14 protein-coding genes are annotated in these 15,371 nt (G+C 72.3%); all 14 read left to right on the top strand.

Annotated elements, in window-relative coordinates; translation table 11 throughout:
* The first annotated feature begins 30 nt into the window (after positions 1 to 30).
* The 14 genes from rapZ to der all read left to right on the top strand — a co-directional run bounded on the left by rapZ (position 31) and on the right by der (position 15,316).
* Positions 31 to 1,050: an RNase adapter RapZ gene (rapZ, locus tag IXW69_RS07255; protein WP_194785685.1), complete on the top strand. Its 1,020-nt coding sequence runs from the start codon at positions 31 to 33 to the stop codon at positions 1,048 to 1,050.
* 8 nt (positions 1,051 to 1,058) lie between these two features.
* The gene (locus IXW69_RS07250; RefSeq protein WP_194785684.1) at positions 1,059 to 2,084 is read left to right on the top strand and encodes a gluconeogenesis factor YvcK family protein; all 1,026 of its coding nucleotides are present in this window, start codon (positions 1,059 to 1,061) and stop codon (positions 2,082 to 2,084) included.
* 40 nt (positions 2,085 to 2,124) lie between these two features.
* Complete coding sequence (gene whiA, locus IXW69_RS07245) at positions 2,125 to 3,105, top strand: DNA-binding protein WhiA (protein WP_194785683.1); 981 nt, start codon at positions 2,125 to 2,127, stop codon at positions 3,103 to 3,105.
* A gap of 374 nt (positions 3,106 to 3,479) precedes the next feature.
* Complete coding sequence (gene gap, locus IXW69_RS07240) at positions 3,480 to 4,487, top strand: type I glyceraldehyde-3-phosphate dehydrogenase (RefSeq protein WP_194785682.1); 1,008 nt, start codon at positions 3,480 to 3,482, stop codon at positions 4,485 to 4,487.
* 194 nt (positions 4,488 to 4,681) lie between these two features.
* Positions 4,682 to 5,875 (top strand): phosphoglycerate kinase, encoded by a 1,194-nt coding sequence (locus IXW69_RS07235; RefSeq protein WP_194785681.1) that lies wholly within the window; start codon positions 4,682 to 4,684, stop codon positions 5,873 to 5,875.
* 76 nt (positions 5,876 to 5,951) lie between these two features.
* On the top strand, positions 5,952 to 6,743 hold the full coding sequence (tpiA, locus tag IXW69_RS07230; RefSeq protein WP_194785680.1) for a triose-phosphate isomerase: 792 nt from the start codon (positions 5,952 to 5,954) through the stop codon (positions 6,741 to 6,743).
* A 182-nt stretch (positions 6,744 to 6,925) separates the two neighbouring features.
* Positions 6,926 to 7,168, top strand: a complete 243-nt coding sequence (secG, locus tag IXW69_RS07225; RefSeq protein ID WP_067943184.1) for a preprotein translocase subunit SecG — start codon at positions 6,926 to 6,928, stop codon at positions 7,166 to 7,168.
* Positions 7,165 to 8,154, top strand: a complete 990-nt coding sequence (gene xerD, locus IXW69_RS07220; protein WP_194785679.1) for a site-specific tyrosine recombinase XerD — start codon at positions 7,165 to 7,167, stop codon at positions 8,152 to 8,154. The genes secG and xerD overlap by 4 nt, the downstream gene beginning before the upstream one ends.
* A 120-nt stretch (positions 8,155 to 8,274) precedes the next feature.
* Positions 8,275 to 9,144 carry a ParA family protein gene (locus IXW69_RS07215; protein ID WP_194785678.1) on the top strand — a complete coding sequence of 290 codons (870 nt, stop codon included), beginning with the start codon at positions 8,275 to 8,277 and terminating at the stop codon, positions 9,142 to 9,144.
* Positions 9,134 to 10,132 (top strand): segregation and condensation protein A, encoded by a 999-nt coding sequence (locus IXW69_RS07210; protein WP_194785677.1) that lies wholly within the window; start codon positions 9,134 to 9,136, stop codon positions 10,130 to 10,132. Before IXW69_RS07215 ends, IXW69_RS07210 begins: the two co-directional genes overlap by 11 nt.
* 104 nt (positions 10,133 to 10,236) lie before the next feature.
* Complete coding sequence (gene scpB, locus IXW69_RS07205; protein WP_194785735.1) at positions 10,237 to 10,866, top strand: SMC-Scp complex subunit ScpB; 630 nt, start codon at positions 10,237 to 10,239, stop codon at positions 10,864 to 10,866.
* The gene (locus IXW69_RS07200) at positions 10,863 to 11,846 is read left to right on the top strand and encodes a pseudouridine synthase (RefSeq protein ID WP_194785676.1); all 984 of its coding nucleotides are present in this window, start codon (positions 10,863 to 10,865) and stop codon (positions 11,844 to 11,846) included. Before scpB ends, IXW69_RS07200 begins: the two co-directional genes overlap by 4 nt.
* Positions 11,843 to 13,024 carry a prephenate dehydrogenase gene (locus IXW69_RS07195; protein WP_194785675.1) on the top strand — a complete coding sequence of 394 codons (1,182 nt, stop codon included), beginning with the start codon at positions 11,843 to 11,845 and terminating at the stop codon, positions 13,022 to 13,024. Before IXW69_RS07200 ends, IXW69_RS07195 begins: the two co-directional genes overlap by 4 nt.
* Positions 13,025 to 13,156: 132 nt before the next feature.
* Entirely contained in the window at positions 13,157 to 15,316 is a 2,160-nt protein-coding gene (gene der / locus IXW69_RS07190; protein WP_194785674.1) for a bifunctional cytidylate kinase/GTPase Der, read from the top strand.
* Positions 15,317 to 15,371: the final 55 nt, after the last annotated feature.

Below are 15,371 nucleotides of genomic sequence, written 5' to 3'. Positions count from 1 at the left end.
GGCGACCGTGACCCGTGCCATGCTTGGCCCATGGACGCCCAGGACCACACCCCCGCTCGCCGCAGCATCCAGGACCGGCTGGCCGACCGCTCCGGCGCGTCCGGTCCAGACGAGGAGGGTCCCCGCACGGACACCGTCCCCTTCGGCATCCCGGCCATCGACGAGGCCACCCCGCCGGTGCCGCCGGCCCAGCGCCCCGAGATGATCATCGTGACAGGCATGTCCGGCGCAGGCAGGTCACGCGCCGCGATGGCCCTGGAGGACCTGGACTGGTACGTGGTCGACAACCTCCCGCCCCAGCTGCTTCCGGCGCTGGCGGGCATGATGACGACCGTCGGTGCCGGCGTCCACCGCCTCGCCGCCGTCGTCGACGTCCGCAGCCGCGAGTTCTTCAGCCACTTCATGCGCTACCTCACCGAGGTCCGCGAGGCCGGCACCAACGTCCGCCTCATCTTCCTCGACGCCTCCGACCAGGCGCTGATCCGCCGCTTCGAGTCCTCGCGCCGCCCGCACCCCCTCCAGGGCACGGGCTCGATCCTCGACGGCATCGAGCAGGAGCGCACGCTGCTCGCCGGCCTGCGCGGCACCGCCGACGACATCATCGACACGACCGACTACTCCGTCCACGACCTGGCCCGCCGCGTCCGCGAGCTCGTCGCCACCGAGTCCGAGCTCGCCCTGCGCATCACGGTCATGTCCTTCGGCTTCAAGTACGGGCTCCCCATGGACGCCGACGACGTCCTCGACGTCCGCTTCATACCCAACCCCTACTGGGTCACGGAGCTGCGCCACCTCACGGGCCGCGACGCCCCCGTCGCCGAGTACGTCTTCCGGCAGGAGGGTGCCGCGACCTTCGTCGACTCCTACGCGGACCTGCTCATCCCCATCCTGCCGCGCTACATCGACGAGCTGAAGCCCAACGTCACCATCGCGGTCGGCTGCACGGGCGGCAAGCACCGCTCCGTGGCCTCCGCCGAGCGCATCTCGGCGCGCCTGCGCGAGGCCGGGTACAAGGTGTCCACGCAGCACCGCGACCTCGGACGGGAGTGAGACGGGCCATGACCGCACCCCGAGCGACGACGCTCGACGCCTCCGGCTGGCCCCGCCGCGGCGAGGAGGGCCCCGCCGTCGTGGCCCTCGGCGGCGGGCACGGCCTCGCCGCGAGCCTCCAGGCCCTGCGCCACGTCACCCACCGCATCACCGCCGTCGTCACCGTCGCCGACGACGGCGGCTCCTCGGGCCGCCTGCGCCGTGAGTTCGACTGCCTCCCGCCCGGCGACCTGCGGATGGCGCTCGCCGCGCTCACGGACGGCTCCGAGTGGGGCCTCACCTGGCGCGACGTCCTCCAGCACCGCTTCGACGGGGAGGGCGAGCTCGACAACCACGCGCTCGGCAACCTCCTCATCCTCGCGCTGTGGCAGCTCCTCGGCGACGAGGTCGAGGGCCTGGACTGGGTGGGCCGGCTCCTGTCGATCCACGGGCGCGTGCTGCCCATGAGCGCCGAGCCCCTCGTCATCGAGGCCGACATCGTCGACGGCGACGGGCGCGAGCGGGTGACCGGGCAGGTGGCCGTCGCGATGACGCACGGGCGGATGGAGAATGTCGGGATCGTTCCCGCCGACGCCGACGCCCACCCCGAGGCGGTGCGGGCCATCGACGACGCCGACTGGGTCGTCCTCGGCCCGGGCTCCTGGTACACCTCCGTGCTTCCGCACCTCATCCTGCCGTCCATGCAGCGGGCCCTGGTCTCCACGAGGGCCCGCAAGGCCGTCGTCCTCAACCTGGCCAGGCAGGACGGGGAGACCGACGGGATGACCGCCGCCGACCACCTGCGCGTCCTGGGGGAGTACGCCCCGGAGCTGCGTCTCGACGTCGTCATCGCGGACCCCTCGACCGTGGAGGACGTCGACGACCTCGAGGCCGTCGCGGCGTCCATGGGCGCCGTCGTCCTCCTGCGCCAGGTGCGCACGGGGGACGGGCTGTGCCACCATGACCCGTTGCGACTCGCCGCCGCCTTCCGTGACGCCCTCGAGGGTGTCGCCGGGGACGTCGACGAGGACGCCCCCGCGGACGCCCGCCCCTGACGAGCGTCCCACCAGCCAGGAAGCGCAAGGAGACCAGGACATGTCGCTGACGGTCACCGTCAAGGACGAGCTCGCACGCGTGAGCACCGAGAACGCGGCCCAGCGCCGCGCTGAGGTCGCGACCATGCTGCGCTTCGCCGGCGGCCTGCACATCGTCTCGGGCCGCATCGTCATCGAGGCGGAGCTCGACCACGGCGGCGCCGTCCGCCGCCTGCACCGCGAGCTCAAGGACCTCTACGGGATGGAGCCCGAGGTCATGGTCGTCCAGGGCGGGTCCCTTCACCGTGGGAACCGCTACGTCCTGCGCGTGGGCGACCGCGGCCAGGACCTCGCCCGGCTCGTCGGCCTCGTCGACGGGCGCGGCCGCCCCGTGCGCGGCATGCCCGTGTCCGTCGTCCATGGCGGGCGGAACGTCGCCGCCTCCGCCTGGCGCGGCGCCTTCCTCGCCCGCGGCTCGCTCACCGAGCCGGGCCGCTCCTCGTCGCTCGAGGTCACCTGCCCCGGCTCCGAGGCCGCGCTCGCGCTCGTGGGCCGCGCCCGCACCTTCGACATCACCGCCAAGGCGCGCGAGGTGCGCGGCGCCGACCGCGTCGTCGTCCGCGACGGCGAGGCCATCGGCGTCCTCCTGGAGAGGATGGGTGCCACGGAGGCCCAGAAGCTCTGGGGCGAGCGCCGATCCCGTCGCGAGTCGCGCGGCACCGCCAATCGCCTCGCCAACTTCGATGACGCCAACCTGCGGCGATCCGCGCGTGCGGCAGTCGCCTCCGGTGCGCGCGTCGAGCGCGCCTTCGAGATCCTCGGCGACGAGGTCCCCGAGCACCTCGTCCAGGCCGGCCGGCTGCGCATCGAGCACAAGCAGGCGAGCCTCGAGGAGCTCGGCCAGCTCTCCGACCCCCAGCTCACCAAGGACGCCGTCGCCGGCCGTATCCGCCGGCTCCTCGCCATGGCGGACAAGAAGGCCCACGAGACGGGCGTCCCGGACACGGAGTCAGTCCTCACCCAGGACATGCTGGACCTCTGAGACTCGGTCCACGACCCGTGACGGCGTCCCCTGACCCGACGTCAAGGGACGGCGGGGTCCGCCCTCGTCGTCGGGTGACGCCCCGGGGCCGGCCGGCGCGCCGGCGACCGTGGGACCACGGTCCCGTCTGGTCCGGCAACGTCGGTCGCACGAGCCCCAGCGGACCCGCACGGGCTCCGTGTGTTCGCCCGTGGCGTGCTCAGGGCTCGCCCGTGACACCAGCGTGACGCTAGACTCGGGGCGTCGGAGAGGACAGGGACTGAGTGGTTCCCGGCAACGGGGCACCGCAGGGTCTACGTCCGCTCCGGGGCACACCTCGTGTGCACAGAGTTACGAATACGTGCGCCGTACCCGGCGCACTAGGAGGACACAAAGTGACCACCCGCGTTGGTATCAACGGCTTCGGCCGCATCGGCCGCAACTTCTTCCGCGCCGCCCGCAAGCAGGGCGCGGACTTCGAGATCGTCGCCGTCAACGACCTGACCGACATCAAGACCCTCGCCCACCTCCTCAAGTTCGACTCCATCACGGGCCGCCTTGACGCCGAGGTCTCCTACGACGAGGAGAACATCATCGTCGACGGCAAGAAGATTCGCGTCCTCGCCGAGCGCGAGCCGGGCAACCTCCCCTGGGGCGACCTCGACGTCGACATCGTCGTCGAGTCCACCGGCTTCTTCACCGACGCCACCAAGGCCAAGGCCCACATCGACGCCGGCGCCAAGAAGGTCGTCATCTCCGCCCCCGCGAAGAACGAGGACGCCACCTTCGTCATGGGCGTCAACGACAAGGACTACGACCCGGCGAAGCACAACATCATCTCGAACGCGTCCTGCACCACGAACTGCCTCGCGCCGTTCGCCAAGGTCCTGCAGGACAACTTCGGCATCAAGTCCGGCCTCATGGTGACGGTCCACGCCTACACCGGTGACCAGCGCATCCACGACGCCCCGCACAAGGACCTGCGTCGCGCCCGCGCCGCGGCCCTGAACATCGTCCCGACCTCGACCGGTGCCGCTCGCGCCGTGTCCCTGGTCCTCCCCGAGCTCAAGGGCAAGCTCGACGGCTACGCCATGCGCGTCCCGGTCCCGACCGGCTCCGTCGTCGACCTCACCTTCATCCCGGAGAAGGAGGCCACCGTCGAGGCGATCAACGCCGCCATGAAGGCCGCCGCTGAGGGCGAGCTCGAGGGCGTCCTGGAGTACTCCGAGGAGGACCTCGTCTCCACCGACATCGTCGGCGACTCCCACACCTCGATCTTCGACTCCAAGCTCACCAAGATCACCGGTGACCAGGTCAAGGTCGTCTCCTGGTACGACAACGAGTGGGGCTACTCCAACGCCCTCGTCCGCCTCACCGCCCTCGTCGGCTCCAAGCTGGCCTGAGCACGTCCTGAGGCACGCGCGCAGAGAGCCCCACTTCCGTGAGCAGCTCCGCCGCGAGCACCTGACGAGACTGACGCCCGCGCACGCCACTGCGTGCGCGGGCGTCAGTCGTCACGGGACCCCGTCAGCACGGCACGGCGCCGCGGTCAGGTCCCGACCCGAAGCAGCAACCACCACCACCGATGAGAGGTTTCATGAAGACCATCGAGTCCCTGGGCGACCTCAAGGGCAAGCGCGTCCTGGTCCGCTCCGACTTCAATGTCCCGCTCGACGCCGACAAGAACATCACCGACGACGGTCGTATCCAGGCCGCCCTCCCGACGCTGCGCACGCTCATCGACGCCGGCGCCAAGATCATCATCGTCGCGCACCTGGGCCGTCCCAAGGGCCAGGTCAACCCCGACTACTCGCTGGCCCCCGTCGCCAAGCGCCTCGCCGAGGTCACCGGCGTCAAGGTCACCCTCGCCGAGGACACCGTCGGCGAGTCCGCCAAGAAGGCCGTCTCCGAGCTCGCCGACGGCGAGATCGTCCTCCTCGAGAACGTCCGCTTCAACGCCGCCGAGACCAGCAAGGACGACGCCGAGCGCGCCGCCTTCGCCAAGGAGCTCGCCTCGCTCGCCGACGTCTTCGTCTCCGACGGCTTCGGCGTCGTCCACCGCAAGCAGGCCTCCGTCTACGACGTCGCGAAGCTCCTGCCCGCCGCCGCCGGCCTCCTCGTCGGCAAGGAGATCGAGTCGCTCTCGAAGGCCGTCAACGACCCGGAGCGCCCCTACACCGTCGTCCTCGGCGGCTCCAAGGTCTCCGACAAGCTCGGCGTCATCGCCAACCTCCTCGGCAAGGCCGACCGCCTCCTCATCGGCGGCGGCATGGCCTTCACCTTCCTCGCCGCACAGGGCTACGAGGTCGGCACCTCCCTGCTCGAGAAGGACCAGATCGACACGGTCAAGGGCTACCTCGCGACCGCCAAGGAGAAGGGCGTCGAGCTCCTCGTCCCCGTCGACGTCGTCGTCGCTCCCGAGTTCAAGGCCGACGCCCCCGCCACCACGGTGGACGCCGACGCGATCCCGGCCGACCAGATGGGCCTCGACATCGGCCCGAAGACGCAGAAGCTCTATGCCGACGCCATCGCCTCCTCCAAGACCGTCGTCTGGAACGGCCCCATGGGCGTCTTCGAGTTCCCCGCCTTCGCCGCCGGCACCAAGGCCGTCGCCCAGTCCATCTCCGACTCCGACGCCTTCAGCGTCATCGGTGGCGGTGACTCCGCCGCGGCCGTGCGGACACTCGGCTTCGACGAGTCCACCTTCTCTCACATCTCCACCGGTGGCGGCGCCTCCCTCGAGCTCCTCGAGGGCAAGACCCTCCCGGGCATCGCCGTCCTCGCGGACTGACACCGCTGCCGTCCGGCCGTCCCACGGCGGCCGGACGGACGGCAGTCCCACCCACCTCAGACCACAAGGAGTTCCCATGTCGAACCGCATCCCGCTCATGGCGGGCAACTGGAAGATGAACCTCGACCACCTCGAGGCCAACCACCTCGTCCAGGGCCTTGCGATGGCCCTTAAGGACGCGAACCACGACTACGCCAAGTGCGAGGTCCTGGTCATCCCGCCCTTCACCGACATCCGCACCGTCCAGACGATCGTCGACGCCGACGACCTCGACATCAAGTACGGCGCCCAGGACGTCTCCGTGCACGACAACGGCGCCTACACCGGCGAGATCTCCACGGAGATGCTCACCAAGCTCGGCTGCACCTACGTCGTCGTGGGCCACTCCGAGCGCCGCGAGTACCACAACGAGTCCGACGAGCTCGTCGGGGAGAAGGCCCGCAAGGTCCTCGACGCCGGCATGACCCCGATCCTCTGCTGCGGCGAGGCTCTCGACATCCGCAAGGCGGGCACCCACGTCGACTTCGTGCTGGGCCAGATCCGGGCCGCCCTCAAGGGCTGGAGCGCCGAGGACGTCGCCAAGATCGTCATCGCCTACGAGCCCATCTGGGCCATCGGCACCGGCGAGACCGCCACCGCCGAGGACGCCCAGGAGGTCTGCGGCGCGATCCGCGAGGCCCTCCGCGCCGACTACGGCGACGCCACCGCGGACGCCACCGCGGACGCCACCCGCGTCCTCTACGGCGGCTCCGCCAAGCCCGGCAACATCAAGGAGCTCATGGCCCAGGCCGACGTCGACGGCGCCCTCATCGGCGGTGCCTCCCTCAAGGCCGACTCCTTCTCGGAGATGGCCAACTTCTACGCCTGATCCGGCCCGGTGCGGCACGCGGCCCCACGCCACGCCCGCACCTCGGACCAGCGCGACCGGGGCCCGGTCACCTCACACGCGAGGTGACCGGGCCCCGGTGCACCCGTCGGGTAGAGTCCCGCTCAGACACACCGCTCCGGGACGCGCTCCCAAGGCGGATCCGAACCTCGAAGGGACCACGCGTGGGCGTCCTCACGATCATCCTCAAGGTGCTCCTCGTCCTCACGAGCATCTTCCTCATCCTGTCGATCCTCCTGCACAAGGGCAAGGGAGGCGGCCTGTCCGACATGTTCGGGGGCGGTGTCTCCTCCTCGGCCGGCTCCTCCGGCGTCGCCGAGCGCAACCTCGACCGCATCACCGTCGCCTTCGCCATCACCTGGGCCGTCACCATCGTCGGCCTCGGCCTCATCGCCAAGTTCGCGTGAGGGCCGCGGTGGGCTCGGAGCAGTCCTCCGCACGCGCCGACGGTGACCCCCGCGGCGACGCGCTCGCTCGCGCCCTTTGCGGCTACCTCGCCCACCTCCGCGTCGAGCGGGGCCTGAGCCCCAACACGCTGGCCGCCTACGAGCGCGACCTCACGAGGTACGCCGACTTCCTCACGAGCCGCTCCGTCACGGAGCCCGACGCCGTCACCGAGGCCGACGTCACCGCCTTCGCCGAGGCGCTGCGCACCGGGGAGGACGGCGGGCGGCCGCTCGCCGCCTCCTCGGCCTCTCGCACCGTGACCGCCGTGCGCGGGTGGCACAAGTTCCTCCTTGCCGAGGGCGCCACCCGTGAGGACCCCTCAGCCGCCGTCCGCCCCCCGCAGGTCGGGCGCCGCCTGCCCAAGGCCCTCACCGTCGACGAGGTCCGTGCCCTGCTCGAGGCCGCGAGCGTGGACGACTCGCCCGTCAGCCTGCGCGACCGCGCCCTCCTCGAGCTCCTGTACGCCACAGGAGCCCGCATCTCCGAGGCGGTCGGCCTCGTCGTCGACGACCTCGACCGCGACTCGGGCTGCCTGCGCCTGTTCGGGAAGGGGCGCAAGGAGCGCATCGTCCCCATGGGCGGCTACGCCTGGGACGCGCTCGAGGCGTACCTCGTCCAGGGGCGGCCCGCGCTCGCCGAGAAGGGCAGGGGCGTCCCACAGGTCTTCCTCAACACGCTGGGGCGGCCCCTGTCCCGGCAGAGCGCCTGGGCCGTCCTCCAGCAGGCCGCGGAGCGCGCCCACCTGACGAGTGCCGAGCGCCACATCTCGCCTCACACGCTGCGTCACTCCTTCGCCACGCACCTGCTCGCAGGGGGTGCCGACGTGCGCGTCGTCCAGGAGATGCTCGGCCACGCCTCGGTGACGACGACGCAGATCTACACGAAGGTCACCGTCGACCAGCTCCGCGAGGTCTACGCCACGAGCCACCCACGCGCCCTCGGCTGAGCGTGCCCGACGACGCTTCGGGTGCCGCCGGGGGCCGGGCCCGACGGCCAGCGCGCGCATGAACCGAGCGCCGCTGGACCCCCGGGACCCGCAAGGGCCCGGTGCGTTAGGGTTTCCGCCGTGAGTGACTCCAACCAGCCCGGCCTCATCGACCTGCCCGACACCACCCCGCCGGAGAAGGTCTTCCCGGTCCCCGCGCCCCTGGAGTCCCACGGCCCGGCCCGCGTCATCGCGATGTGCAACCAGAAGGGCGGCGTCGGCAAGACAACGACCACCATCAACCTGGGCGCCTCGCTCGCCGAGTACGGCCGCCGCGTCCTCATCATCGACTTCGATCCTCAGGGCGCCGCCTCCGCCGGCCTGGGCATCAACTCCCAGGAGCTCGACGAGACGATCTACGACCTCCTCGTCTCCGCCAAGCCGGACATCCGCCCCGTCATCCACCACACGACGACCGAGGGCCTCGACATCGTCCCCGCGAACATCGACCTCTCGGCCGCCGAGGTCCAGCTCGTCAACGAGGTCGCCCGCGAGCAGGCGCTCCAGCGCGTGCTGCGCCCCGTCATGGACGAGTACGACGTCATCCTCGTCGACTGCCAGCCCTCGCTCGGCCTCCTCGCCATCAACGCCCTCACCGCGGCGCACGGCGTCATCATCCCGCTCGAGACCGAGTTCTTCGCCCTGCGCGGCGTCGCCCTCCTCGTCGAGACCGTCGACCGCGTCCGCGACCGCCTCAACCCGCGCCTCCAGATCGACGGCATCCTCGCCACGATGGTGGACACCCGGACCCTCCACTCACGTGAGGTCCTCGAGCGGCTCGCCGAGGCCTTCGGCGACAAGCTCTTCGACACGCGCATCCGGCGCACCATCAAGTTCCCGGACGCCTCCGTCGCCAGCGAACCGATCACGAGCTACGCGCCCACGCACCCCGGAGCCGAGGCCTACCGCCGCCTCGCCCGGGAGATCATCGACCGCGGCGATGTCGCCTGAGACGACGGCGTCCGCCGACGGCGCGCCCGAGGCCGAGGCGGCGACGGCCGGTGTCCCGGCTGACGTCACCGACGGTCCCGACGGCGCCCGCAGCACTGCCGGCTCGGCGCCGGCGTCCGAGGTCAGGATCCCCGATACTGATGCCGGCACCCCGTCGGGAGCACCCGGGCCGCTGACCGGAGAGGGGGTCGAGCCCGCCGGACCGGCTCGCGTCCCGGGCTTCAACGTCGCCCTTCCGCAGTTCGAGGGCCCCTTCGACCTCCTTCTCGCCCTCATCGCTCGCAAGCGCCTCGACGTCACCGAGCTCGCCCTCGCGGAGGTCACCGACGAGTTCATCGCGCACATGCGCGCCGACTGGGACCTCGGGCACGCCAGCGAGTTCCTCCTCGTCGCCGCGACCCTCCTCGCGCTCAAGGCGCACCGGCTCCTGCCGCATGACGGCGACGAGGACGACGAGGACGTCGCCGAGCTCCTCGAGGCTCGGGACCTCCTCTTCGCTCGTCTGCTCCAGTACCGGGCCTACAAGGAGGCCGCCGACTGGATGCGCCGGCGCGGCGAGACCGCCCAGCGCTCCCACCCCCGCGTCGTCGGCCTCGACCCCGAGCTCGCAGCCCTCCTCCCGCGCCTCATCTCCACCATCAGTTCCGAGGAGCTCGCCCGGATCATGGCGGGCGTGCTCACGCGACCCGGCGAGCCCGAGGTCCAGACCGTCCACCTGCACGAGCGTGTGCCGGTCGGCGAGCAGATGAGCCTCCTGGCCCTGCTCCTGCACCGGCACGGGTCACGGACCTTCACCGAGCTCACGGCCGACGCGGACCGAACCGCCGTCGTCGTGGCACGCTTCCTCGCCCTCCTCATCATGCACAGGCAGGGCGCCGTCGACCTGGAACAGGAGCAGGCGATGGGGGAGATCACCGTGTCCTGGTGCGGCACTGAGGACGACCTCACGGGCATCATGGGGGCCGACGCGGAGGAGGAGTTCGATTGAGCAGCAACGAGCCCGCCCAGGGGCAGCCGACACCGGAACCGGGCGATCACCCCGAGCCGTCCGACGCGCACCCGCAGCCCACCGACGCCCTGACGCCGGGGGAGATGGGACGCCCGACCCAGCTCTCCCTGCTGTCCGCGCCCGAGCTGCGCCGCGCGACCGAGGCCGTCCTCATCGTCGCCGACGAGCCCGTCACCGCCACCGCCCTCGGCGAGGCACTCGGCGTGAGCGCCGAGACCGCCACCGCGGTGCTCGAGGACCTCGCCGCCGAGTACGACGGCTCCGCCACCCACGCGGGCGTCGCTACCGGCACCGGGCGCCAGCACGGCTTCGTCCTGCGCCACGTGGCGGGCGGCTGGCGCCTCGCCTCCGCCCCCGAGTTCCACGACCTCGTGGAGCGCTTCGTCATCGGCGGCGCCACCGCGCGCCTCTCCCAGGCCGCGCTCGAGACCCTTGCTGTCGTCGCCTACCGCCAGCCCGTCACGCGCGGGCGCGTCGCCGCGATCCGCGGCGTCAACGTCGACGGCGTCGTGCGCACGCTCCACGCCCGGGGCCTCATCGAGGAGGCCGGAGCCGAGCCGAGCGGCGCCATCCTGTACCGCACCACGACCGAGTTCCTCGAGTACCTCGGGCTGGAGTCCCTCGACGACCTCCCGCCCCTGGCCCCGTACCTGCCCGACGCGAGCGCGCTCGGCGACATCGAGGACGAGATGAGCGAGAGGAGCCTGCGATGAGCACGAGCAACCACGAGCGTCACGACGATGAGCTCGACCTGGGCACGGAGGAGTTCTACGACGAGGACGACCTCGAGGAGCTGGGCGAGGACGCCGACGCCGACGAGCTCGCGGCCTTCGACGCCGAGGCCGTCTCCGAGGAGGACGAGGCGGTGGCCGACGCCGCGCGCCGGCGGGCCGCCCGCGGGGGAGAGGACGACCCCCACGTCGAGGACGGCGAGCGCCTCCAGAAGGTCCTCGCCCACGCCGGCGTCGCCTCCCGCCGCGCCTGCGAGGGCCTCATCTCCGCCGGGCGCGTGAGCGTCGACGGCGTCGTCGTCACCGAGCCCGGCGTGCGCGTCGACCCGCTCACCCAGGAGATCCGCGTCGACGGCTCGCGCGTCCTCACCAACCCCGCCGTCGTCACCGTGCTGCTCAACAAGCCGGCCGGCGTCGTCACCACCATGGAGGACCCCGAGGGCCGGCCCACCGTCGCCGAGCTCGGCCGGCAGTGGGTGGACGAGCACGTCGAGGAGCTCGGCGGGCCCGAGCGCGCCGCCGGCGTCCGTCTCGTCCACGTCGGCCGCCTCGACACCGAGACCGAGGGGCTCCTCCTCCTGTCCAACGACGGCGAGCTCGCCCACCGCCTCATGCACCCCAGCTACGAGATCTCCAAGGCCTACGTCGCGATCGTGAAGGGCGAGGTCGAGCACTGGGTGCCGCGCAAGCTCCGCCGCGGGATCGAGCTGGAGGACGGCGAGATCCACGCCGACCGCGTCACCGTCAAGGACTCCGGCCCGGCAGGCTCCATCGTGGAGATCAGCCTCCACTCGGGCCGCAACCGGATCGTCCGTCGCATGCTCGCCGCCGTCGACCACCCGGTCAAGCGCCTCGCGCGCACCAAGCTGGGTCCGCTGTCCATCGGCGGCCTCCGGCCTGGCGAGATGCGCGCCCTCACCGGCGACGAGGTCGCCGCTCTCCAGAAGGAGGTCGGGCTGTGAGCACCGCGCCCTCCCCTCTGGGTACCGACCCGACGACCGCTGCCGTCGCCACCGCCGGCCCTGTCCTCGTCATCGGCGCCGGGCTCCTCGGCACCTCGCTCGCCCTGGCCCTCACGGCCGCGGGCGTCGAGGTCCAGCTCGCCGACACCTCACCCACGTCGCTCGCCCTCGCCCGCGACATGGGCGCTGGATCCTTGCGCACCGAGGAGTCGGCCGAGCCCGCGCTCGTCGTCGTGGCGACTCCGCCCGACGTCACCGCCGGCGTCGTCCTCGAGGCCCTGGCCGCTCACCCGGGCGCCGTCGTCACCGACGTCGCGAGCGTCAAGGACCGGATCGCCGCCGAGGTCCACCGCCGGGGCGGCGAGGCCGTATCCCGCTACGTCGGCAGCCACCCCATGGCCGGGCGGGAGCGCTCCGGCGCCGGAGCCGCTGACTCCGACCTCTTCGTCGGGCGCCCGTGGGTCGTCGTCGCCGACGGCGCCACCCCGGAGGCCGAGCTCGTCGTGCGCAACCTCGCCGTCGACGTCGGCGCGACGCCGGTCCGCATGACGGCCGCCGAGCAGGACGCCTCCGTCGCAGCCGTGAGCCACGTGCCCCAGCTCGTCGCCTCGCTCCTCGCCGCCCGCCTCGAGGACCTGCCCGAGGCCTCGCTCGCGCTGGCCGGTCAGGGGCTGCGGGACACGACGCGCATCGCGGCCTCCGACCCGCGCCTGTGGTCGGCCATCCTGGTGGGGAACGCCGGCCCCGTCGTCGAGCAGCTCCGGCGCGTGCGCGAGGACCTCGATGCCCTCATCGAGGGCATCGCCCCGGCTGCCGTCGCCCCGGACAGCGAGGCGTACAGGGCACCCGGCCGGGCGGGGGAGATCGCCCCGGGCGCCGTCGGCGCCATCACCGACGTCATGAGCCGCGGCAACGCCGGCCACGCCCGCATCCCCGGCAAGCACGGCGGGGCGCCGCGCCGCTACGCCGAGGTTCAGGTGCTCGTCCCCGACGAGCCCGGCATGCTGGGTCGGCTCTTCACCGAGGTCGGCGAGGCAGACGTCAACATCGAGGACTTCGCGATGGAGCACTCGCCCGGTCAGAGCGCCGGGCTCGCCATGCTCTCCGTGCTCCCCTCGAGCGCCCAGCGCCTCGAGCAGGCCCTGGACGCCCGGGGCTGGCGCGTCGTCCTGTCCTGAGACGGGTGCGCGATCTCATGAGAGGCGCAGGGCCGTGCGAGGGCGCCCGCATGGCAGGCTTGGCCGCGGACATCCGCCCGGGAACCCGGGCCCGCACCTGACCGGCGTCAGGACACGCACCAGGAGGCACCCATGGGAATCGTCGTCGCTATCGACGGACCGTCCGGCTCCGGCAAGTCGACCGTCTCCAAGCGCGTCGCCTCCGAGCTCGGCCTCGCCTACCTCGACACGGGCGCCATGTACCGCGCCGCCGCCTGGTGGTGCGAGCGCTCCGGCGTCGACCTCGACGACGCCACCGCCGTCGCCCGCGCCGTCGAGACCATGCCGCTCGACATGGGGCTGGACCCCGAGGCCCCCGGCGTCACCTGCGACGGCGAGGACATCGCCACCGCCATCCGCGAGCCCCACGTCGCCACCGTCGTCTCCAAGGTCGCCACGAACCTCGAGGTCCGCGCCGAGCTCAAGCGCCTCCAGCAGGAGATCATCCACGCCGAGTCCGTCGGTGACGCCTCCTCCTTCTCCGACGGCGCCGGCATCGTCGCCGAGGGCCGCGACATCACCACCGTCATCTCGCCCGACGCCGACGTCCGCCTCCTCGTCACCGCCAGCGAGGAGGCCCGCCTCACGCGCCGTGCCGCCGAGCTCGAGGCCGCCGGCAAGGCCGTCGACGCCGCCGCCCTGCGCGACCAGGTGGTGCGCCGCGACAAGGACGACGCCACCGTCTCCCAGTTCCTCACCGCCCCCGACGGCGTGACCCTCGTCGACACGAGCGACATGACCCTCGACGAGGTCGTCGAGCACGTCCTCGACCTCGTCGAGGAGGCCGTGGACGCCGCCGCGGCCCGTGACGAGCAGGACCGGCTCCGCGCCGAGGCGCTCCGCCAGGGCCTGTCCGACTACGAGCTCGACGAGGAGGACCTCGCGCTCCTCTCCGGAGAGGGGGCCCCCGCCGCCGGCGAGGACATCGAGATGGGCCTGCCCGTCCTCGCCGTCGTCGGCCGCCCCAACGTCGGCAAGTCCACCCTCGTCAACCGCGTGCTCGGCAAGCGCGTCGCCGTCGTCCAGGACACCCCGGGCGTCACCCGCGACCGCGTCTCCTACCCGGCCGAGTGGGCCGGACGGCGCTTCACCATCGTCGACACGGGCGGCTGGGAGCTCGACGTCCAGGGCCTCGACGAGGCCGTCGCCACGCAGGCGGAGGTCGCCGTCGAGATGGCCGACGCCGTGCTCCTCGTCGTCGACGCGCAGGTCGGCATCACGGATACCGACGCCCAGGTCGTCAAGATGCTTCGCCGTTCCGGCAAGCCCGTCGTCCTGGCCGCCAACAAGGTCGACTCCCCGGCCCAGGAGGGCGACGCCGCGGCCCTGTGGAACCTCGGCCTCGGCGAGCCCTACCCCGTCTCCGCGCTGCACGGCCGCGGCTCCGGCGACGTCCTCGACGCCGCCATGGAGATCCTTCCCGAGGTCTCCGCCGTCGCCGGCCCCGCCCCCGACGGCGACCTCGCCCGTGTCGCTCTCGTCGGCCGTCCCAACGTCGGCAAGTCGAGCCTCCTCAACGCGATCGCCGGCTCCGAGCGCGTCGTCGTCAACGAGCTCGCCGGCACCACCCGCGACCCCGTCGACGAGATCATCGAGCTCGACGGCCGCCAGTGGCTCTTCATCGACACCGCCGGCATCCGCCGCCGCGCCAAGCAGTCCCGCGGCGCCGACTACTACGCAGTGCTCCGCACGCAGGGGGCCATCGAGAAGGCCGAGGTCGCCGTCGTCCTCCTGGACGCCTCCGAGCCCATCAGCGAGCAGGACGTCCGCATCATCCAGCAGGTCGTCGACGCCGGACGCGGCCTCGTCCTCGTCAACAACAAGTGGGACCTCGTCGACGAGGACCGCCAGGCGCAGCTGGCCTGGGAGGTCGAGCACGACCTCGCGCACGTCGCCTGGGCCCCGCACATCAACCTCGCTGCCCGCACCGGCTGGCACACGAACCGCCTCGTGCGCGCCCTCGACGCCGCGATGGAGGGATGGACCACCCGCATCCCGACGGGCCGCCTCAACGGCTTCCTCGGAGAGCTCCAGGCGGCGACCCCGCACCCGCTGCGCGGCGGCAAGCAGCCGCGCATCCTCTTCGCCACACAGGTCCAGACGGCACCGCCGCGCATCGTCATCTTCACCACCGGCTTCCTCGACCCCGGCTATCGCCGCTTCATCGAGCGCCGCCTGCGCGAGGAGTTCGGCTTCGTCGGCTCGCCGATCCAGATCGGCGTCCGGGCGCGCGAACGGCGCCAGCGCCGCTGAGCAGGGGGACGCCGCGGTCACCGTGGCGTGGGCGGCGCACCGAGCGCCTTGGCGG

This window comes from Actinomyces haliotis, assembly GCF_015355765.1.
GTDB lineage: Bacteria > Actinomycetota > Actinomycetes > Actinomycetales > Actinomycetaceae > Actinomyces > Actinomyces haliotis.
This window is presented reverse-complemented; position numbering and strand designations above follow the sequence as displayed.

What these genes read in the sequence shown, in the direction of transcription:
- IXW69_RS07235 (WP_194785681.1), top strand. Translation starts at nt 4,682, where the DNA reads ATGAAGACCATCGAGTCCCTGGGCGACCTCAAGGGCAAGCGCGTCCTG.
- IXW69_RS07210 (WP_194785677.1), top strand. Translation starts at nt 9,134, where the DNA reads ATGTCGCCTGAGACGACGGCGTCCGCCGACGGCGCGCCCGAGGCCGAG.
- scpB (WP_194785735.1), top strand. Translation starts at nt 10,237, where the DNA reads ATGGGACGCCCGACCCAGCTCTCCCTGCTGTCCGCGCCCGAGCTGCGC.
- whiA (WP_194785683.1), top strand. Translation starts at nt 2,125, where the DNA reads ATGTCGCTGACGGTCACCGTCAAGGACGAGCTCGCACGCGTGAGCACC.
- der (WP_194785674.1), top strand. Translation starts at nt 13,157, where the DNA reads ATGGGAATCGTCGTCGCTATCGACGGACCGTCCGGCTCCGGCAAGTCG.
- IXW69_RS07200 (WP_194785676.1), top strand. Translation starts at nt 10,863, where the DNA reads ATGAGCACGAGCAACCACGAGCGTCACGACGATGAGCTCGACCTGGGC.
- IXW69_RS07250 (WP_194785684.1), top strand. Translation starts at nt 1,059, where the DNA reads ATGACCGCACCCCGAGCGACGACGCTCGACGCCTCCGGCTGGCCCCGC.
- rapZ (WP_194785685.1), top strand. Translation starts at nt 31, where the DNA reads ATGGACGCCCAGGACCACACCCCCGCTCGCCGCAGCATCCAGGACCGG.
- tpiA (WP_194785680.1), top strand. Translation starts at nt 5,952, where the DNA reads ATGTCGAACCGCATCCCGCTCATGGCGGGCAACTGGAAGATGAACCTC.